The sequence below is a fragment of the Streptococcus sp. CF10-1 genome (assembly GCF_024295825.1).
In the GTDB taxonomy this organism is placed as follows: domain Bacteria; phylum Bacillota; class Bacilli; order Lactobacillales; family Streptococcaceae; genus Streptococcus.
This window is the reverse complement of sequence record NZ_JANCPQ010000002.1, coordinates 1-19,422: the sequence shown is the minus strand read 5'-3', so window position 1 is coordinate 19,422 and position 19,422 is coordinate 1. Positions and strand designations below refer to the sequence as shown.

The following is a 19,422-nucleotide window of genomic DNA, read 5'->3' as shown; positions in this document are numbered from 1 at the left end:
TTATATTATCCTGTAAAGCAACTAACCTCAATTACCTTATAGTATAACATAAACAGCTATTTTACTGAACATTGGCGTAACCTCGCTTCAAAGCGACATACATAGCCAGAGACTCTCCAAGCGAATGCCCCGCAGTTGTAATTTTAGCAGAGGGATAAGTTTTTTCGATTTCTTCCGCAAAACTCAGAGCCGTTTGAAATTGAGATTTTCTAAATGTCTTTGTTTCCAAATCCGACAACATCCGTCTATCACCAAATCCTATTGATTGGATATCTGTTTGGATATCAAGTCGATCATCTTTATTCGTCCCGGCATAAGCAATCACTACATGGCTATAATCCACATTCCCATTTTTATCCACAGGAGCAACCGCCATCGCCTGCATACCGTTGGAGGTGTTGTCTACGGGTTTAGAGATTACTTTAAACTTACCCAATTCTACATTATCTGGATTATAATAATACTCTTCACCTTCTTTAGGATGATACATCACATCATTTCGCTTTTTCTCAACCCAATATGATTGCTCTGCTATCCAATTGATTTTTTCTTCCGTAATTCCCATTTATTCTCCTAAATAATTTATCGTGATGTCATTCATACTAATATCTTGTATCGCTAAAGGTTGACTTCTCTGGAAAACTTTAAAATCAGAAACAGGGTTAAGACCCAATGAATCCGTATCATTATCAAGTCTTTGTAAGTCTCTAAAAGGAATCGTCGTTTCCTTATTTAGTCCATTTTTTCTTAATTCAATATTTAATAAATAAGTACCAGTTTTCTTATCCTTGGTAAATTCTATAAATTTTACTGAATCTACATCATATCCTTTAATAATTCTTTTAACAACATTATCCTGTTGCGTTTTTGTCAAAGTTAATTTATTCTCAAAAATTTTACCATTTGGATGATTTAAACTAAACATCACGATTCCTCCTATTACACAAATTACTAAAGCAATAATACCCCATTTTTTACGCTTATTCATTAACACACCTCCTTATATCATTCTATAAAGCAACTAGCCCCAGTTACCTTATAGTATAACATAAACAGCTATTTTAACTAACATAAGTGTAACCTCGCTTTAAAGCGACATACATAGCCAGAGACTCTCCAAGCGAATGCCCCGCAGTTGTGATTTTAGCAGAGGGATAAGTTTTTTCGATTTCTTCCGCAAAACTCAGAGCCGTTTGAAATTGAGATTTTCTAAATGTCTTTGTTTCCGAATCCGACAACATCCGTCTATCACCAAATCCTATTGATTGGATATCTGTTTGGATGTCAAGTCGATCATCTTTATTCGTCCCTGCATAGGCAATCACTACATGGCTATAATCCACATTCCCATTTTTATCCACAGGAGCAACTGCCATCGCCTGCATACCGTTGGAGGTGTTGTCAACAGGAGGTGTTATAATTTTAAATTTCCCTTGTGCTACTATTGCCCCTTCTTTTAAAGGAACTTTCACTTTATAAGAATCTACAGCATAAACATCATCAACAATATATCTATAATCTCTCTCAGTCGTCATCCTTAGTTTCCCCCAGATAGCTAATCTTTATATTATCAATTGTCTTTGTATAAGGAGCATCCGTCTCGTCAACAGACATGTCTTCTAAATAATATCCAGATGTTCGTATAACATCCCCAAAAGCATCCTCTGATAGGGATATTGTTGCCTCTCCATTGATTACAAGTGTTATTCGCCAGGTCCCTGTTGTTTCATTTTTTCTGAATTCTATGAATTCTATAGTTTCAATCGGATTCTGTGTTTTTAATTTTACTCTATTAACTACAAATAATGCTACCCTATCCTGTTCGATTCTCATTTTCTCTTCCAATGTTTTTTCTTTTGGATGATTCAAACTAAACATTATAACTCCCCCTATAATACAGATTACTAAAGCAATAATACCCCATTTTTTACGCTTATTCATTAACACACCTCCTTATAACATTCTATAAAGCAACTTGGTCTTAATTACCTTATAATATAGGACCAATAGCCACTATGGTCTTGTGCATTGAATTCAAGTTTAGCATAGTTCACTTACGATTTCCTTTTCTAATTCTACTGCATCCATTCCACCATATTTTGAAAGAGCTTGCAGAGATTTTTCATAGAAAGAAATTGGAACACGGATGAAGCCCTAGATTTAAACTTATCATTAAAATCAGATTTTTCCTCATCCAGTTCCAACTAATTTTCAGGGGTTTTAAGAAACTAGTCTACCTTATATTCTGACTTTATAGCCTCCAAAAATTTCTTCACATCCTCCACATACCCATGCTTTTCAATTAAACTAGCTAAGAGTTCTAGATTGTGCCCTCGATAGTTGTCATCTCGACGTAGTTCTTCATACATTTCGATAAAAGGAAGCCCCTTGGACTTGGCTAATTCTAACTCTGCTTCATAATCATAGGAAACTTTTCGGAATAAAATGTTTACCAATTCTCCATCTTCCACTTCTATCACGGCATACTGGGCACGGTGATTTTTTAACGCCTCCCAATTAAAATAGGGCATGCCAATCGACCCTGGATTGATGATTTGTTGCCCTTGACTGCCATAACGAAGCAACTGCTTGTGAACATGACCATAGACTGCCACATCAACTTCATCATCTAGGAGTTGGTCAAATTTCTCTGTATCATTATCAACTAGCAAGTCACCACCATAGTTCTTATTTGGCAAATTATGAGAAAGAGAAAAACGCAGTCCGTCAACTTCTCTCTTTTCTAGCATAGGTAAGCTTCGTAGCCAGTCAATCGTTGCAGGATCCATTCGCTCCATCAAATACTGCGTCATACGCAAGAGCTGGACTTCCTGTGGGTCTTCCAAGCCATATTGCCCATCTAAAGCCTCAAGGACACAATCATCCCAATTGCCTCGAACACTTGCCGTGATAGGAAGTTCCTTTAACAGAGCGACCAAGTCATTTGCACCTGGACCAGGGAGGAAAATGTCTCCCATGAGCCAGTATTCACTGACTCCTTGTGCTTTAGCATCTGCAATCACTGCTTCTAAGGCAGTCACATTTCCATGAATATCTGATAAAATTGCGATTTTATGGTTCATGATGGTTTCCTTTTTCTATTTCATCTAGCCAATTGTGAAACTCCCAACGAAGAGGATTTCCCTTGCCTATTCTTTGTCTCAAATAACCTTGATATTGAAGATAGAAAGCGTAATCTCCCCAACTACTCCACACTTGAGAAGGTCTGGGGATACACAACTGTTTTTTAGCCCTCTCTAACACGATGTTATCTATCGGTACGTGTAAAAAAGGAAAAACGAAGTCTAGGGTTACAGCTTCAAGCATATACAGATACTTGAACGTCATATTAATCCACTTTTGAGCATGACCATAAGTGAATCGAATCCCATTTGAGCGATAGCAATCTATCAGAACATCACAAGTCCTATGATGCCAACTATCAAAATCAGTTTGACACAGCTTGTCCCGATTCAAGAGATTTAAAATCGCTTCTTTGATACTCTTAGAGGCCCGATTTCTCATCTCCAAGCGCTGTTCATCTGGCATGCCATGAAATCGCAAGGTTCGATTAAAATCCAGATAGGCTCTTGTAGTTGCAGCCAAAAATAAATCTTTTGAATTCCCAAAGTAAGCAAATCGTAAAAAAAGGAGTATATCTCTGTCAAATCTCACCTATTCATTTCTTCTACTTTCTATCTAGATACTTATTCCAATTCTCTTAATGGTTCCGCTACTTGAGCCAACTCCACTTCTTCCTGCGGGTTCAACTTTCTCTGAACAGCTTCTGCGACTGCCCTTGGTACCCCAACTTCGACAATCTCATCTACACTGGCTTCCTTGATTTTAGCGAGAGATTTAAAATGCTTCATGAGATTCTGCTTGCGTTTAGGTCCCAATCCTTCAATCCCATCCAGTTGTGAAGAAAAGGAATTTTTTGAGCGCAGTTGGCGGTGGAAAGTGATAGCAAAGCGGTGTACCTCATCTTGAATGCGTTGGAGGAGGAAAAATTCCTGAGAATTGCGAGACAACTCCACCACTTCCAGCGGATCTCCAAAGAGCAATTCATGGGTTTGGTGCTTATCATTCTTTTGCAGACCTGCAATTGGGATATCCAAACCTAGCTCTTCTTGGATGACTTGCTTAGCGATATTGACTTGACCTTGCCCCCCATCAATGACAATCAAATCTGGCGGGGTTAAACCATCACGTTGAACTCGGCCATAACGTCTGCGAATAACCTCTCGCATACTAGCATAGTCATCTGGGCCAACAACCGTTTTTATCTTGTACTTTCGGTAGTCTTTTTTACTCGGTTTGCCATTGACAAAGACCACCATAGCTGAAACAGGACTGGTTCCCATGATATTAGAGTTATCAAAGGACTCGATACGGACTGGGGTCGGGATTTGGAGCAAGCGTCCCAGATTTTCAATAGCTCCTTGGGTCTTTTCGACTGATTTTTCTAGCAGATTGAACTTCTGCTCCAGACTAACACGGGCATTTTTGATGGCTAGATTGACCAGTTGTTTTTTCTCTCCACGTTGGGGCTTGAAAATCTTGGTATCCACCAAAGCCTTAACGGCTTCTTCATCGATATCCTGCGGAATCAGCACCTCATTGGGAACCAGGTGGGATTTTTCTTGATAGAATTGTCCCACATAGGTCAAAAAGTCCTCGTCCGGATCATTGTAGTAGGGGAAGAGATTGACATCCCGCTCGATGAGTTTTCCTTGACGTACAAAGAAAACCTGAACACACATCCAGCCCTTATCCACATAGTAGCCAAAGACGTCACGATTTTGCAAATCTTTCGCCATGACCCGTTGCTTGGTCCGAAGCGTTCCAATGGCCTGAATCAGGTCACGGTATTCCGCTGCACGTTCAAACTCCATACTTTGTGCTGCGGATGCCATCTTTCCCTTGAGGTCATCGATGATTTTGTCATCCTGTCCTTTTAAGAAGTCAGAAACCTCCTGAGCCATGGACTGGAAATAGGCCTCATCTTTTTTACAGATGGTATGGGCCACACACTGGCCGATATGGTAGTAAAAACAGACCTTAGAGGGCGGGTTGGTACATTTCCGAAAAGGGAAAATCCGATCCAGTAGTCGCTTGATTTCATTGGCTGCCCCCACATCTGGATAAGGGCCAAAGTAGAGACCGCCGTCCTTCTTGACCTGACGGGTGATAATCAAGCGAGGATAGCGCTCATTGGTGATTTTGATGAAGGGATAAGACTTGTCATCCTTGAGCATGATATTGTACTTGGGCTTATTTTCCTTGATGAGGTTGATTTCTAGGAGAAGTGCCTCAATATTGGACTCAGTGACGATAAATTCAAAATCTACAATTTCAGACACCAGTGCCTCCGTCTTGGTATCGTGACTTCCACGGAAGTAGGACCGCACGCGATTGCGTAGATTTTTAGCCTTTCCTACATAGATAATGGTGCCATTTTTATCCTTGTGAATGTAGCATCCAGGACTGGTCGGCAGGAGCTCCAGTTTCGATTTGATCAAGTTATTCATAGTTCCATTATAGCAAAAAGGCCGTGACAGGACGAACAAAAAGCCCCACCGGTCACTTGATGGAGGAGCTTTGATTTCATTTCGGATTGCACCGACTTCATCTAGTCGCTACTGGTATAGAGTTCTTGAACAGCTCTCACATCCTGAGGCTGAATCCCATAGTAGGAACCTGCTGGCTGCATGACAGAAGTCTCGTTGGTATGATCCAATCCGATGGCATGTCCCAGCTCGTGCTCCGCCGTGTGCACGATCCGTTCATAAGAATAACCATAACTTGGATTGGATAGATAATAGTGATTCAGGCGAACCGTTACAGATATAAATTGATTGGTCAACAAATTGGTTTGACTCTCGGCTTGACCAGCTACAGCGGTCGATCCATCATTCATCTCACTTGCCACAATATCTGCCTGGCTAGGATCCGCAACCACCTCAAAGGTGAAGGCTCCCGTTTGATTCCAGTTTTTTATGGCTTCTGCATAGGCACCTTGGAAGGTCTCATCCATTTGAGGTTCAATATAGATGCGAGCTGAGGCCTGAGCCCACTTGCCTTCTGCATGTTGGTGACTGTCTGTCTGAGACAAGACTTCCAGCGTTCCCGTCTCCTTCCATTGATTCCAGCCACCTTGACCAATCTGGCTCATTTTTTCAACATGATTGACCGCAGAATGAAAATCACCAGACAGATACCAAACCACTCCAAAGGCAATGAGAAGTAGAATAACCACGGTCCAAACCAGACGCCAGAAGAAACGCCAAATTCCCAAAAGAAATCGGAACAATAATCGAATAATCCAGAACATGACGTCCCACCTTTCATAAAAATAAGAACCTATCTTGAAATCACATTCTCCTTGATCAAGATAGATTCTCTATTTTACTGAAGAAAGCTGAAAGAAACCTAAACAAACTCAACGTCTTAATAATTTCTTTAACAATTGAATACACTTATATTTCAATGGAGATGGATAATAACGAAATGTTCCAGCCTTACGCACAATATAGCCATTAAAATTTTGTTTAAAACGCAAAACGCCATCACTACCATCAAAAATCCCTTGAATCCCTAGGAAGTTGTATTGATGGATATTTCGTTGCACTGTCTGCTTCATCGCATGATATTGAAGTAAAAATGGAGCTGAGAACTTCTGGTACTCTGCGTACGACCCCCCAAACAAGTAAGTTGCCTCTGTATTTGTGTAGATTATCAAAGCACAAGCTAGAGCAACATTGCCAGACTCACTATCCAAGCTAGTTAGAAAATCTTTTTTCTTTTGCAAAGCTTGATATTGCTGGTGAAATTGTTTCGACTTCTTGTCAAGACTAGCCATCTTCACATTTAAAGCATCTATAGACTGTTGCGGATTGACTTCAGCAATTAGGAAATCAGCCTTATCTCCAAACATATCATACAATTTAAAGTAATAATCTAAATTCTTATCCTCAAAACCTTGTCTTTTACCTGTTTCTTCGATAATTTTTTTGAATATTGGAATTTCTTCCCGTTCTGCATTTCGAATAAGAATATTGAAATCAAAAGCTGACTGAATGTTGCGAATACTATTTTTATTAAAAGATTTCAATAAGGAAACAGCATCATAATCTTGCAAATTTTTGATGTAATGCCAGCTGACTTCTCCATTAGGATAACCTGTTGTCAAGCCATCAAATTGATAACCTAAATCAGTCAAACCTTGAATAATACTTTTTTTCTCAGCATCTATTGGATTACCTTCACTATCAAAAGTTTGATAAGTTTCATAAGGTTTTACAAGCAACTCTAATACACCATTTTGCTTGGCATATTCTTTTAACTCCGCATAAAAAACTGGAAGAGCATCTTGTTGGGTATAAATCGGCCCCGAATTGAGCTCCATATGCAGACCACCCAGCATGGGCAAGTTAAAAACCAGAGCTGCAACTTGAATCTCTCCTTCTTGTTTCAAAGCAAGATAAACGATTCGAGCCCCTCTTTTTTCTAACAAGTCTCCCATATGGATCGATTGCATAAAGGAACTAGAAGAAACCTGATCAGAATAAGCCTGAAAATCCTCTTTCGTGAGTGTAATTAGTACCATATACTTACTTTCTATGTTTTTTTCTTAATGTTTTACGAAGTTGATAAAGATAGTTAGCCAAATGATACAAAAAATTTACTGGCAGAGTGAACTCTCCAATATATTCTTGAACAACAGGACTAAAGTTAGATTTAAAATCAGTCAATCCATCATCTAAAGTACCTTCAATACCTCCCATATTAGCCCAAATTTTACCATCTTTATACGATTCCTCAAACACTTTTGGATAAAGAATATATTGAGGGTAAAACTTTTTAAACCTATCGTCCATTCCAGCATAAAGCATTTCAAGTGTATTACCAAATGACACAGAAAGTATCCCAGCTATAACTATTTCTTTTGGATATTGTTGAACAAGTTTTTCAAACTCTACAATATATTTTTCAATAGATTTTTCCTGCTGTTTTAGTTTGGTTAGACGCTTTTTTTGATGCTCGCATGTTTCAGCTAAATCTTTTTTTATCTGGGACAACTGCTCCTTATACTTTATCAGACGATCCGGAAGGTTAATCTTCGCTAGATGTAAATAGGCATCATCTCCATAAATTTCCATTAATCTTTGGAAATATTCCTGATTACGAAGTGCAACATTCTTCCGACGTTCTGTAAAAGATATAATAGTCCCAAAATCTGATATATCTGACAAGGTCCCTCTATATGTAACAACACCTCTGTTTATAGCATCTTTCATTAACCTCTTGGTATGCTTTGGAAAATCCGAATCTACCCCTTCTTTAAGTATTCTATTAGCCTGATAACGTGGTTGTATTGTTTCAGCCATAGCTTTAGTTCTACCAGACCATTGGCAATTGGCAGATTTTAAATTTTGAACAGCTTCTATAGTTGTCCTACTGTCAGCAAATTCTTTAGAAGATTTGTCAATAGGGTATTGTTTTAAGATTAGAGACGGATCAAACTTAATAAAAACAGACCGTCTACAAGACCCAAATTGTTTTAAACTTTTCATCACAAATCTTACCAAGTCCTTATCTTGATAATCCATTATTGGCCCTCTTGGAATATACATCATAGTGTAACCAAGTGGTAATTTTTTTATAAGAATACTCGCAACAGCTACCAATTCTCCATTTTTATAAAAACCTAAACGCTCATTCCCCCAATTATCTTTTATCTTAGCCCAAGAACTACTCTGTAACAGATTAACTTGTGGGTGTTGAATAACGAATGTATCATGCTCTTCTTCAGAAATTCCTATTTTATAATCAAACATCTGTCTCCCTTTCTTTTAGCACTACTTAATTAGTATAAATCAATTCACTATTACTAATTCATATACTATGCAAATATTCATTGGAATACTAGTTTTCTTGATAAGATTCTCTCTTTCAACTAGTATCTCTCTACTATTCTACTACTTTCGTTTGAAAAGTCTAGCAAAAACTGACTTCCATCATTATTTTTAAGCCAAAAACAACTATAAATATTGGTTCATTTATAAAAACTAACTCAGTCTCTCTTCTAATTTGAAGTCAATTGGTAAGGTAGCCAAAAAACGCTCCAATTGTTTTTCCCAGTAGTACCACTCGTGCTTACCTGGACTATGACTATAGGTCACCTCAAAACCAAGTTTTTTAAGGTTTTTCACCGCGAGATTATTGGCAGAGTAGAGATAGTCTTGCTCTCCACACCAAGCCCATAGTTTTGTCTTTTGATCGGATTTCGCAGCTAGACTTTCAAGCGAATGAGGACTAGCTGTCCAGTCTTTGATTTCTCCAAAAACTCCTCGCCAGTAGGCAAGTGATCCCAAATCCTGACTTTCAGGAGAAAATTCCTGAAAACTGAGCGCACCAGAAAAACTAGCCGCATGAGAAAAACGATTTGTCGATAGAGCGAGTTTGAAGGAACCATATCCTCCCATGGAGAGGCCTGCTATGAAAGTTTTTTCTCGCTTGCTGGTCATATTGGGAAAGAAACGTTTCATGACTTGGGGGAGTTCTTCTGCTAGAGCAGTATAGTAGTTATACCCATACTGAGTATCTGTGTACCAGCCATTGCTAGTATTGGGCATGATGACAATAAGATTGGTTCCACGCAACAAGCGTTCGACATTGGTACGTTTGAGCCAGCTATTTTGGTTTCCTGACATTCCGTGCAAAAGGTAAAGAACAGGAATATCTGCGCAATCTGGTTCAGTCACCCGACTAGCATCTGGATAGAGTACGGTAACACCCCACTCCATATCCAAAACTTCTGAGTAATACTCAATATTCATAACTGCCATGGTTGTCTCCTTTTACTATTCTATAAGAAAAAGCCGAATTTCGACTTTTTCTGTAGGTATGCTGCTTATTATTTTGCTTCCATCACGACTGGCAAGATTGCTGGACGACGCTTGGTTTGATCAAAGAGGTACTTGGTCAGATTGTCACGAACCTTGCCCTTGAGATCTGCCCAGTCAAAGTCATCACCTTGAAGATACTCTTCTACCGTTTGGTTAATCAATTCTGAACTTTCACGGAGAATATCACGGCTCTTCTTGAGGTAAACAAATCCACGCGTATGAACACGGGCCTTGGCCACAATTTTCTTCTCACGACGGTTGACAGTGATTGCCACGATAAAGATTCCATCTTCTGACAAGACTTTACGGTCTCGAAGGACGACATTTCCAACATCTCCGATAGCATTTCCGTCAATCAAGACATCACCTGCAGGAACTGCTCCAGCTGGAACAAAATCTCCATGTTCATAAGACATGGTCGTTCCCTTTTTAGGGATGAAAATGCGTTCTGGCAACATTCCAACTGCCATTGCAGCCTTGGCATGCGCATCCAACTCACGATACTCCCCTTGGATAGGGAAGAGGTAATTTGGTTGCAAAAGATTGATCATCAACTGCAAATCACGCGCATTCCCGTGTCCGGATACTCGCAAGCTTTGGGTAATGAGTTTCACCACACCACCAGCTTGGTAGATCATATTTTCAACACGCGCCATGACGGCTTCTTTGGCGATAGATGGAGTCGTTACGATATAAACCAAGTCTCCATCTTTGATTTCCACATAGCGGTGGCGTCCAATAGACATCTTACGAAGTCCATTAATAGGCTCACCCATACGCCCAGTCTCAAGGATAATCAACTCATGGTCTTCAAAACGAGACATTTCTTTGGGTTTAATCAAGAGACTTTCATTGGCTAGAGACAATTTTTTGAGTCGAATCGCAGTGCGGACGATATTTTCAATATCAAATCCAGTCAAAACAACTCGGCGACCTGTATCTGCTGCAGCATCAAAAACCTGCTGGATACGAGAAAGGTTGCTGGCAACTGCGGCAACGATGATACGACCTTCCCAGTCTGCAATGGTCTGGGTAATTTCGTCTCCAACTTCACTCTCGCTCGCCACCTGGATATTGCTATCTGCATTGGCTGAATCACTGAGGAGCGCCAAGACACCATCACGACCAATCTCGGCCAAGCGAGCAAAATCCGTCGCATAGGATTCACTAGCAGTCTGGTCAAACTTGAAGTCCCCTGTGTAAACAATGCTACCTTTTGGAGTTTTCAAGACGACTCCCAAACTTTCTGGAATGGAGTGAGTTGTACGGAAGAAGGAAACCTCAGTTCCTCCAAAGTCAATCTCCGTATCCTCATCAATCACATGGAAGTCATTGAATTTCTTAACAGCATCATTGCCTTTAACAAAGAGTTTTGCCAACTCAATGGTCAACTCAGAACCAAACACAGGCACCTTAGCCTCTGCTAAAAGATAAGGCAAGGCACCAATAGCATCTGCATGTCCGTGGGTCAAGAAGACCCCAGCGATACGGTCGCTATTTTCAAAAAGGTAGTCCATATTTGGAATGACGACATCAACCCCTAGTTGTTCATTTTCAGGGTATTTAAGTCCAGCATCCAAAACAAAAATAGAACCATCGATTTCAGCGATGTACATATTTTTCCCATTTTCTCGTACACCACCTAGTGTTGTTAAACTAATATTACTCATTTTTCCTCCGAAACTTCATTTATCTTGATTATAGGGTGAATTTACCCTCTTATTCTAAAAGTTCTCAAACTTTCAGCCGAATCTTTTCCTACCATTATACCATTTTTTTGATTATTTTCAAAACGAAGATCGGTTTTTAACTAGAGATTAGTCACTACTGTGAATCGAATTCTTTTACTTTGACTTCTCTTTTGGAGGCTTCAACGAAGATAATGGAACGATTGTACCACCAAAAATATGGGCTTTCTGAATCAATTTGATTTCAGATACCTTTCTCGAACTCTAAATTTCTCTTTTAGTTCAAAAAACTTACTTTTACCTCTCGACTTGAGAACTTTTTTCTACAAAGACATGATTTATCTACATGCAAAAGCGAGAATTTCCTGTTCGCTACAGAATCTAAAAATTTTCAGCAATTAGCCACTAAGATGGAGGGTAACGATAGGAAATTTTTTCAAAAAGAAAAAAGACTTAGAAATTCTAAATCTTTTTATCATCTTTAGTTTGGATAGATATAAGTGACGTTACCTAAAAATTCATGAGGATTAAAGAAGCCACGGTAATTCGCAATCTGCTTTTGACGTCTGTAGTTTGCTTCCAATACCTGGATAGAGTTTTCACTTTGAACATCTGTTACATAAGCAACGTGTCCATATTCACCACCGTCCCAAACGGCGATTGCTCCTACTACTGGAACACTTCCTGTCTTATAGCCTTGAGCGCTCGCGTAGATTGCCCACGTGTTGGCATTTCCCCACCAGTTGCTAGCCCAAGGTGCCAATTCTTTCACGCCCCATGTACACTGACCAACAGGATAAGAGTTTCCATAGTTTGTCGGAGTCTTTTCGACAACATCTTCTGTATCTGATACCACATTCGCAGTGCTAGCTGGAGCACTGTAGGTTGAGCTAGCCTGAGCGGAACCACTCACTTCCAATACGTCCCCTGGGTGGATAGTGTCAAAGATGGTTTTTCCATTCAAAGCTGCCAACTCATGCGGATCCATGCCGTTTGCAGTTGCGATGGCATAAAATGAATCACCGTCTTGGACAACGTAAGAGTTCGCGTGCACAGTTTGAGCACCAACTGTAGCTAAAATAGCGGTAGAAGTCAAACCAAGAGTCAGTTTCGTAGCTGTTTTTTTCATAACTGGATTCCCCTTATATTTTCTTGATAAGAAAATCATACTTGATTTACATGTCAGTTAGTTTAGAGTTATATTTTAGTCATGTTACAAAAATTTATACTTTTACTACATAAGGTTTAAAAGCAGACATCGTATAAAGTGATAGAAGAGAATAAAAAATGAATCGTTTTCCCCAATTTTCACATCAGTGAACCACTCAAAAGACCGTCTTATCAACCACTCCCACATCAAGCATTTATCCGACAAAAAGAGACCGAGATTGGTCAGCTCAGTCCCTTTCCATCTATAACTCCATTAAAAAATCATACATTTCTTGCACGGTACCCAGCGCCATCATTTCTTGGTCTTTAATGGTCTGTTTGAGATTTTGGTAAATCTGACTTTCAGCAATTTCCCTTTTCGGCGCTTCTTTATTGACTGTCATGACACCATCTTTGATCGTCACAAAGCCCAGCTCTTCAAAGACTTGGATCATCTTGACCAGCAAGATTTGTTGGATATTGAGATAAGTTGCCAAATCTTTCAACTTGTAGCGAATATCAAACTCTGGGAACTGGTAAATAGTCCTATACAATTTGGCAAACTGCTCTCTGGTCCCATAACCTGTCAGATAATAGGCTTTGTCAATGTCATTTTTGAAATAGACGGCAGAGAAATGTTGCTCCTGAAAAATGGTCTTCAGCAAGGTAATATCTTCAGGAATATTCTTCACAACCACAGCATCACTATTCGCCAAATCTGGCACTTTTCCAGGGAAATCCAAGACCGGAACCCCTTCTGGCAAGACTGCATTCTTCCCACGAATGTTAAAGAGTTGAACACCTTCCACACGCGCATCCACCATCATCAACTGGAGGGCAGTTTGCCCATTCCATTGATTGACAGACAAGGTGACTGCCAATTCAAGTTTTTTTGTTTGAGCAAACTCTGTCGCCCATCTACCTTGTCCGAAGGCTACCACTTCAAAACTCGCCTCACCCTTGGAGATCTTTAGTTTGAGATGGGCATTGCCTGCTCCCATTGTACGAGCACTTTCAACCTGAAAATCCTTGATATAAAAGACAGGTTTCTGATTGTCCATTCCAAAAGGTGCCAAGCGTTCAAAACTTTTGACCGTTTCCAAGCTAAGCATCTCCAAGTCTAGCTCTTCATCTAGATTTAACTTATTCTTGCCGCTAGCATCTGCGCCTTTTTCACAGACATAATCTTCCAAAACCTGAGATAAATCTGAAAGTTTCTCAACATCCAGTGTCATTCCTGCTGCACCAGCATGGCCGCCAAAGGCGATAAAGAGGTCTCGATGAGGATCCAAGGCTTCAAAAATATCGACAGCTTCCACGCTACGAGCACTGCCCTTGGCACGACCTTCTTCTATATTAAGAACGATGACTGTCTGCCCTAGTTCTTCCAACAAACGACCAGCAACGATACCCAGAACGCCAGGATTCCAGCCTTCCTTAGCCAAAAACTGGACCTTCTTTTCAGGATCCACCATGGTCTTAGCTTCTTCATAGATTGACTGAACGATTTCCTTGCGCTCTTCGTTTTTCTGATGAATCATGAGGGCAATCTCGTTCGCTTCCTCATCATCAAAGCCAGTCAACAAATCAATGGCGGGATTAGGATCGTCCAAGCGCCCCAAGGCATTTAAACGAGGGGCAATCTGAAAGCCAACCGTTTCTTCTGTCACTTCGTTAGCAGCAATCCCAGCCATGTCCAGCATTTCTTGCAGACCGATGCGCTGAGTATGCCCCAACATTTCCAGACCATATTGAACCATGATACGGTTTTCATCCGTCAAACTCACCATATCGGCAATAGTTCCGATAGCAACCAAATCCAGTAGTTCAACTTGCACTTCTTCTAAAAGGGCGCAAGCCAGCTTGAAAGCCACTCCGCAACCAGCTAGATATTTGAAAGGATAGTCCGCATCTGGATGCTCGGGGTGAACAATCGCATAGGCATCAGGAAGAGTTTCCGGCATGGAATGGTGGTCGGTCACAATGACATCCACTCCCATAGACTGGGCCAATTCAATGGCTTCATGACCTGCAACCCCATTGTCCACTGTCACAATCAAGGAAATTCCCTCTTGCTCGATAAAGTATTTATAGACACTGGCATTGGGACCATAGCCATCGGTAAAACGATTTGGCAGATAAACTCGGCACTCGGCGCCAAGCTGTTCCAAACTTTCCTTCACAATCGAAGCTGAAGTCATACCATCCGCATCGTAGTCTCCATAGATGAGAATGTTTTCCCCTTCTTCAATGGCCTGACGAATCCGTTCCACTGCCTTGTCCATATCATGGAGCAGATAGGGGTCATGTAAGTCCTCTAAAGAAGGTTCTAAAAACTTCTTTAGACTTTCTTCATCCTGAATCCCTCTTTCAAATAATAACCGAGCCACCTCAGGACCCAGTCCAGCCTTCTTGGCTATCTTTGTAAAATCCGCATCTTCAACCTGCGGGGCAAACTGCCATTCATAAGTAGGAGTTATCAAAAAAACATCCACTCTTTCTAAGAATTCTATCGTTTCATTATAACATGATTTAGACATTTTCTCTATCCAGATTGCTTTTTTATAACATTTTAGTGAATTTTTTTCAGATATGATTTGACAAGAACATTCTTTTGTTGTAGAATCATGTTATAAAATCTAACGCAAAGGAGATCTCTCATGGCTTTAGTAGAATTTAAAAACGTCGAAAAATATTACGGAGACTATCACGCACTCCGCGACATCAATCTCCGTTTTGAAAAAGGACAAGTTGTTGTCCTTCTAGGACCTTCTGGTTCCGGGAAGTCCACTCTTATCCGTACGATCAATGGTTTGGAGGCTGTTGACAAAGGAAGTCTCCTAGTTAATGGACATCAAGTATCAGGTGCTAGTCAGAAAGATTTAGTTCCTCTTCGTAAGGAAGTCGGCATGGTTTTTCAACATTTTAACCTTTATCCACACAAAACAGTGTTAGAAAACGTGACACTTGCTCCCGTGAAAGTTCTAGGAATTGATAAAAAAGAAGCTGAAAAAACAGCCCAAAAATATCTGGAATTTGTAAATATGTGGGACAAGAAAGATTCCTATCCAGCCATGCTATCTGGTGGACAAAAACAGCGGATCGCCATTGCTCGTGGTCTTGCCATGCATCCGGAACTCCTCCTCTTTGATGAGCCAACATCTGCTCTTGACCCTGAAACCATCGGTGATGTACTAGCAGTTATGCAAAAACTAGCGCATGACGGGATGAACATGATCATCGTTACCCACGAAATGGGCTTTGCCCGTGAAGTTGCTGACCGTATCATCTTTATGGCCGACGGAGAAGTTTTGGTGGATACGACAGATGTCGATGACTTTTTCGACAATCCAAGCGAACCTCGTGCCCAGCAATTCCTCAGCAAAATTATCAACCACGAAAGTGACAAAGTCAAATAAGGAGGCGCCTATGAAAAAGAAATTCTTTTTATCCGCATTATTGATTAGCCTTTTCAGCCTTGCTGCTGCCAAACCAGTTCAGGCTGATACCAGCGTCGCAGACATTCAAAAAAGAGGCGAACTAGTTGTCGGTGTCAAACAAGACGTTCCAAATTTTGGCTACAAGGATCCCAAGACAGGGACTTATTCTGGTATCGAAACGGACTTGGCCAAGATGATTGCAGACGAACTCAAGGTCAAGATTCGCTACGTTCCTGTTACCGCTCAAACACGTGGACCACTCATAGACAATGAACAAGTCGATATGGATATCGCAACCTTCACCATCACAGACGAACGTAAAAAACTCTATAACTTTACAAGTCCCTACTACACGGATGCTTCTGGCTTTTTGGTCAATAAATCTGCCAACATCCAAAGCATTGAGGACCTAAACGGAAAAACGATTGGGGTTGCCCAAGGATCCATCACCCAACGCCTAATTACTGAACTGGGTAAAAAGAAAGGCTTGACCTTTAAATTCGTCGAACTTGGTTCCTACCCAGAATTGATTACTTCCCTTCACGCTCACCGTATTGATGCCTTTTCCGTGGACCGCTCTATCCTCTCTGGCTACATTAGTAAACGGACAGAACTACTAGATGATAGTTTCAAGCCATCTGACTACGGTATTGTTACCAAGAAATCAAACACCGAGCTCAACGATTATCTTGATAGCTTGGTCACTAAATGGACCAAGGACGGTAGTTTGCAGAAACTTTATGACCGTTACAAGCTCAAACCATCTAGCCACACAGCAGATTAAGGAGGACACCCCATGACAGATTTATCATCTTGGACAGCCTATTTTCAGGATTTTGGACAATTTTTCAATGGTTTCCTCTTCACCCTTGCCCTAGCGGTTGGTTCCTTTATCCTCGCTATGGTTTTGGGCATCTTCTTCGGGGCTATGTCAACCAGCAAACGCCCATTCTTGCGTGTTTTGGCTCGTATCTTTGTCGAATTTTACCAAAATACTCCCCTCTTGGTGCAGTTTGTCATCGTCTTCTATGGTTTGCCTCTTATCAGTGACCATACCATCATGATTCCGATTTATTGGACAGCTGTTCTCTGCGTCGGACTCTATCACGGCGCTTATATCGCTGAGGTTATTCGTTCAGGGATTCAGTCTATTCCTAGTGGTCAGATGGAGGCCGCCTTGTCGCAAGGTTTTACTTATATCAGTGCCATGCGCTTGATTATCTTGCCTCAGGCCTTCCGTATCATTCTCCCTCCATTGACCAACCAAATCGTTAATCTCATCAAAAATACCTCGACAGTTGCTATCATCTCTGGAGTAGACTTGATGTTTGTGACTAAGTCTTGGTCGGCTCTCAACGGAAACTATATCCCAGCCTTTTTAGGTGCTGCTCTTCTCTACTTTGTCCTATGCTTCCCTGTTGCCCAATTTGGTCGCAAGATGGAGCAAGCCAACAAAAAAGCCTATTCACTTTAGGAGGTTACTATGGAATCTATTTTAGAAGTTTTGACCCCAGATAACCTAGCCTTTATCTTTAAAGGATTTGGCTTGACCCTCTATATTTCTCTGATTGCCATTGTCCTCTCTACCCTGATCGGGACGGTACTTGCAGTTATGCGAAATGGGAAAAATCCTGTCTTGCGAATCATCTCCAGCATTTATATCGAATTTGTGCGTAACGTTCCCAACCTCCTCTGGATTTTCACCATCTTTTTGGTCTTTAAGATGAGGTCCACACCAGCAGGTATTACGGCCTTTACCCTTTTTACCTCAGCAGCCCTAGCTGAGATTATCCGAGGCGGTCTCAATGCCGTGGACAAGGGTCAGTACGAAGCAGGAATGTCGCAAGGATTCACTTCAGTGCAAATCCTCTACTACATCATTCTCCCACAAGCAATCCGTAAAATGCTACCGGCTATCATTTCTCAGTTTGTGACCGTGATTAAGGATACCAGCCTTCTCTACTCTGTTATCGCTCTACAAGAACTCTTTGGCGCCAGTCAAATTCTCATGGGACGTTATTTCGAACCAGAGCAGGTCTTCAGTCTTTATATCTTGATTGCCTTGATTTACTTTATCTTTAACTTTGCCATTTCTAGCCTGTCTCATATGCTAGCAAAACGTTGGCAACAAGCCGCAGAATAAAAAAAGAAATGTGAACGTCTATTTTTCGTTCACATTTCTATATTTTCATTAGTAGAGATACTTTCTTATGTGTACTGGTCAATTTTAACTCATTTTTGCTCAATTTTACTATACTCTATCATTTAACTGATTTTGTTGCAATATATGTTTTAATATTCAAGAGCAAAAACGCGCTTTTACTTAGCTCTCAAGATACCAGACAGAAAAGCCAAAGCCGTGTTTTCAGCCTTCGAACAAATTTGTAAGCTATTTCCAAAAGAGGCTCTTAAAACCTTCACTTCAGGCAGGGGAAAAGAGTTTGCCTGCTATCATCTGGTAGAGAATTTAGGAATTTCCTTTTTCTTTGCGGACGCCTATTCATCCTGGCAGAGACGAAGCAATGAAAACGCCAATGGCTTACTAAGAGAATATTTTCCAAAGAAAACAGATTTAGCTGCTATCTCTGATGAGGCTTTGAACAAGGCCTTATATGATATCAATCACCGACCACGAAAATGTTTAACTTACAGAACAGTTTATGAAGCTCTAGTGAATGAGTTAGAGTAAATGTTGCGCTTATTCTTGCAATTTATCAAATATAATAAAAAAACGTTATAATTAACCTAAATATCTCTTATAGGGTATATTTGTTATGGCTCCTTTTCTTCTAACTTTCGATAAAAGTTTTTATTCTCTTGATGGCGAGCTTCCAGCACATTCTCTATACGACTCTTGTAAAGTTGATGATAGTTATCTAAATTGTTCTCTATCTCAAAGATATATGGTTGAATTTCAGCAAAACTACTGTCTCTGCATGCATAGGAAAGCGCCTCTAGGAGATGATCCGTCTCCCTACTAAACTTGTGGAAATCATCATCCAAATCCATCTCCAAACGCTCTAAGTCTCGTAATTTACGATTATGCTCATCCTCTAGTTTCTGAAGTTCCTTTTTATCCATCACAAGTTTTCTCCTAGTTCTTGATCGGACTTTGTAAAGCAGGGGTTTGCATGGTCTGTGTCAAGTAAGTTTCGGCAGCATCTGCAGCTTTCCCCTCAAATCCTCCCTTAATATTGTTTACATAGGTCTTAGAAGCATACTCTTGCATATCTG

At 40.5% G+C, this 19,422-nt stretch carries 19 protein-coding genes and 1 pseudogene; 5 read left to right on the top strand and 15 right to left on the bottom strand.

From position 1 onward, the window contains the following. Nucleotides 1–61: 61 nt before the first annotated feature. From NMM25_RS02430 to recJ, 14 genes are all read right to left on the bottom strand, one after another. Complete coding sequence (locus tag NMM25_RS02430) at nt 62–565, bottom strand: hypothetical protein (RefSeq protein ID WP_254735849.1); 504 nt, start codon at nt 563–565, stop codon at nt 62–64. Continuing rightward, complete coding sequence (locus NMM25_RS02425) at nt 566–988, bottom strand: hypothetical protein (RefSeq protein ID WP_254735848.1); 423 nt, start codon at nt 986–988, stop codon at nt 566–568. A gap of 73 nt (nt 989–1,061) precedes the next feature. Continuing rightward, nucleotides 1,062–1,535, bottom strand: coding sequence for a hypothetical protein (locus NMM25_RS02420; RefSeq protein ID WP_254735847.1), 474 nt, complete (start codon nt 1,533–1,535; stop codon nt 1,062–1,064). Beyond that, nucleotides 1,525–1,941, bottom strand: a complete 417-nt coding sequence (locus tag NMM25_RS02415) for a hypothetical protein (protein WP_254735846.1) — start codon at nt 1,939–1,941, stop codon at nt 1,525–1,527. Before NMM25_RS02415 ends, NMM25_RS02420 begins: the two co-directional genes overlap by 11 nt. A 287-nt stretch (nt 1,942–2,228) precedes the next feature. After that, nucleotides 2,229–3,083 (bottom strand): metallophosphoesterase, encoded by an 855-nt coding sequence (locus NMM25_RS02410; RefSeq protein WP_254735845.1) that lies wholly within the window; start codon nt 3,081–3,083, stop codon nt 2,229–2,231. Then, the gene (locus NMM25_RS02405) at nt 3,073–3,606 is read right to left on the bottom strand and encodes a hypothetical protein (protein ID WP_254735844.1); all 534 of its coding nucleotides are present in this window, start codon (nt 3,604–3,606) and stop codon (nt 3,073–3,075) included. The genes NMM25_RS02410 and NMM25_RS02405 overlap by 11 nt, the downstream gene beginning before the upstream one ends. Before the next feature lie 101 nt (nt 3,607–3,707). Continuing rightward, entirely contained in the window at nt 3,708–5,531 is a 1,824-nt protein-coding gene (gene uvrC, locus NMM25_RS02400) for an excinuclease ABC subunit UvrC (protein WP_254735843.1), read from the bottom strand. Nucleotides 5,532–5,632: 101 nt separating this feature from the next. Continuing rightward, nucleotides 5,633–6,334, bottom strand: coding sequence for a M57 family metalloprotease (locus tag NMM25_RS02395; protein WP_254735842.1), 702 nt, complete (start codon nt 6,332–6,334; stop codon nt 5,633–5,635). A gap of 108 nt (nt 6,335–6,442) precedes the next feature. Next, nucleotides 6,443–7,609 (bottom strand): aminoacyltransferase, encoded by a 1,167-nt coding sequence (locus NMM25_RS02390; RefSeq protein ID WP_254735841.1) that lies wholly within the window; start codon nt 7,607–7,609, stop codon nt 6,443–6,445. Between the two features lie 4 nt (nt 7,610–7,613). Continuing rightward, nucleotides 7,614–8,840 (bottom strand): aminoacyltransferase, encoded by a 1,227-nt coding sequence (locus tag NMM25_RS02385; protein ID WP_254735840.1) that lies wholly within the window; start codon nt 8,838–8,840, stop codon nt 7,614–7,616. A gap of 231 nt (nt 8,841–9,071) precedes the next feature. Then, nucleotides 9,072–9,851, bottom strand: a complete 780-nt coding sequence (locus NMM25_RS02380) for an alpha/beta hydrolase family protein (RefSeq protein WP_254735839.1) — start codon at nt 9,849–9,851, stop codon at nt 9,072–9,074. A gap of 68 nt (nt 9,852–9,919) precedes the next feature. After that, a complete protein-coding gene (locus NMM25_RS02375) occupies nt 9,920–11,581 on the bottom strand; it encodes a ribonuclease J (RefSeq protein ID WP_254735838.1) in 1,662 nt (553 codons plus the stop codon). A 499-nt stretch (nt 11,582–12,080) separates the two neighbouring features. Beyond that, nucleotides 12,081–12,728 (bottom strand): CHAP domain-containing protein, encoded by a 648-nt coding sequence (locus tag NMM25_RS02370; protein ID WP_254735837.1) that lies wholly within the window; start codon nt 12,726–12,728, stop codon nt 12,081–12,083. Between the two features lie 283 nt (nt 12,729–13,011). Then, a complete protein-coding gene (recJ, locus tag NMM25_RS02365) occupies nt 13,012–15,231 on the bottom strand; it encodes a single-stranded-DNA-specific exonuclease RecJ (RefSeq protein ID WP_254736093.1) in 2,220 nt (739 codons plus the stop codon). Nucleotides 15,232–15,408: 177 nt separating this feature from the next. Between recJ and NMM25_RS02360 the strand changes: the two genes are divergently transcribed. The 5 genes and pseudogenes from NMM25_RS02360 to NMM25_RS02340 all read left to right on the top strand — a co-directional run. Further along, nucleotides 15,409–16,167, top strand: coding sequence for an amino acid ABC transporter ATP-binding protein (locus NMM25_RS02360; RefSeq protein ID WP_254735836.1), 759 nt, complete (start codon nt 15,409–15,411; stop codon nt 16,165–16,167). A gap of 10 nt (nt 16,168–16,177) precedes the next feature. After that, nucleotides 16,178–16,972 (top strand): transporter substrate-binding domain-containing protein, encoded by a 795-nt coding sequence (locus tag NMM25_RS02355; RefSeq protein WP_254735835.1) that lies wholly within the window; start codon nt 16,178–16,180, stop codon nt 16,970–16,972. A 12-nt stretch (nt 16,973–16,984) separates the two neighbouring features. Then, the gene (locus tag NMM25_RS02350; protein ID WP_254735834.1) at nt 16,985–17,662 is read left to right on the top strand and encodes an amino acid ABC transporter permease; all 678 of its coding nucleotides are present in this window, start codon (nt 16,985–16,987) and stop codon (nt 17,660–17,662) included. Nucleotides 17,663–17,671: 9 nt separating this feature from the next. Next, nucleotides 17,672–18,331, top strand: a complete 660-nt coding sequence (locus NMM25_RS02345; protein WP_254735833.1) for an amino acid ABC transporter permease — start codon at nt 17,672–17,674, stop codon at nt 18,329–18,331. Nucleotides 18,332–18,496: 165 nt separating this feature from the next. Continuing rightward, a pseudogene (locus NMM25_RS02340) lies at nt 18,497–18,877 on the top strand (IS30 family transposase); the annotation flags it as partial. Between the two features lie 83 nt (nt 18,878–18,960). Here the strand turns inward: NMM25_RS02340 and NMM25_RS02335 are convergent. Further along, complete coding sequence (locus NMM25_RS02335; protein WP_254735832.1) at nt 18,961–19,269, bottom strand: hypothetical protein; 309 nt, start codon at nt 19,267–19,269, stop codon at nt 18,961–18,963. Nucleotides 19,270–19,422: the final 153 nt, after the last annotated feature.

Excerpts from the sequence above, each read along its gene's own strand:
- NMM25_RS02380 (WP_254735839.1), bottom strand. The coding sequence starts at position 9,851 with ATGGCAGTTATGAATATTGAGTATTACTCAGAAGTTTTGGATATGGAG.
- uvrC (WP_254735843.1), bottom strand. The coding sequence starts at position 5,531 with ATGAATAACTTGATCAAATCGAAACTGGAGCTCCTGCCGACCAGTCCT.
- NMM25_RS02360 (WP_254735836.1), top strand. The coding sequence starts at position 15,409 with ATGGCTTTAGTAGAATTTAAAAACGTCGAAAAATATTACGGAGACTAT.
- NMM25_RS02415 (WP_254735846.1), bottom strand. The coding sequence starts at position 1,941 with ATGAATAAGCGTAAAAAATGGGGTATTATTGCTTTAGTAATCTGTATT.
- NMM25_RS02375 (WP_254735838.1), bottom strand. The coding sequence starts at position 11,581 with ATGAGTAATATTAGTTTAACAACACTAGGTGGTGTACGAGAAAATGGG.
- NMM25_RS02420 (WP_254735847.1), bottom strand. The coding sequence starts at position 1,535 with ATGACGACTGAGAGAGATTATAGATATATTGTTGATGATGTTTATGCT.
- NMM25_RS02390 (WP_254735841.1), bottom strand. The coding sequence starts at position 7,609 with ATGGTACTAATTACACTCACGAAAGAGGATTTTCAGGCTTATTCTGAT.
- NMM25_RS02430 (WP_254735849.1), bottom strand. The coding sequence starts at position 565 with ATGGGAATTACGGAAGAAAAAATCAATTGGATAGCAGAGCAATCATAT.
- NMM25_RS02350 (WP_254735834.1), top strand. The coding sequence starts at position 16,985 with ATGACAGATTTATCATCTTGGACAGCCTATTTTCAGGATTTTGGACAA.
- NMM25_RS02410 (WP_254735845.1), bottom strand. The coding sequence starts at position 3,083 with ATGAACCATAAAATCGCAATTTTATCAGATATTCATGGAAATGTGACT.
- NMM25_RS02425 (WP_254735848.1), bottom strand. The coding sequence starts at position 988 with ATGAATAAGCGTAAAAAATGGGGTATTATTGCTTTAGTAATTTGTGTA.
- NMM25_RS02355 (WP_254735835.1), top strand. The coding sequence starts at position 16,178 with ATGAAAAAGAAATTCTTTTTATCCGCATTATTGATTAGCCTTTTCAGC.
- NMM25_RS02385 (WP_254735840.1), bottom strand. The coding sequence starts at position 8,840 with ATGTTTGATTATAAAATAGGAATTTCTGAAGAAGAGCATGATACATTC.
- NMM25_RS02395 (WP_254735842.1), bottom strand. The coding sequence starts at position 6,334 with ATGTTCTGGATTATTCGATTATTGTTCCGATTTCTTTTGGGAATTTGG.
- NMM25_RS02345 (WP_254735833.1), top strand. The coding sequence starts at position 17,672 with ATGGAATCTATTTTAGAAGTTTTGACCCCAGATAACCTAGCCTTTATC.
- NMM25_RS02335 (WP_254735832.1), bottom strand. The coding sequence starts at position 19,269 with ATGGATAAAAAGGAACTTCAGAAACTAGAGGATGAGCATAATCGTAAA.
- NMM25_RS02370 (WP_254735837.1), bottom strand. The coding sequence starts at position 12,728 with ATGAAAAAAACAGCTACGAAACTGACTCTTGGTTTGACTTCTACCGCT.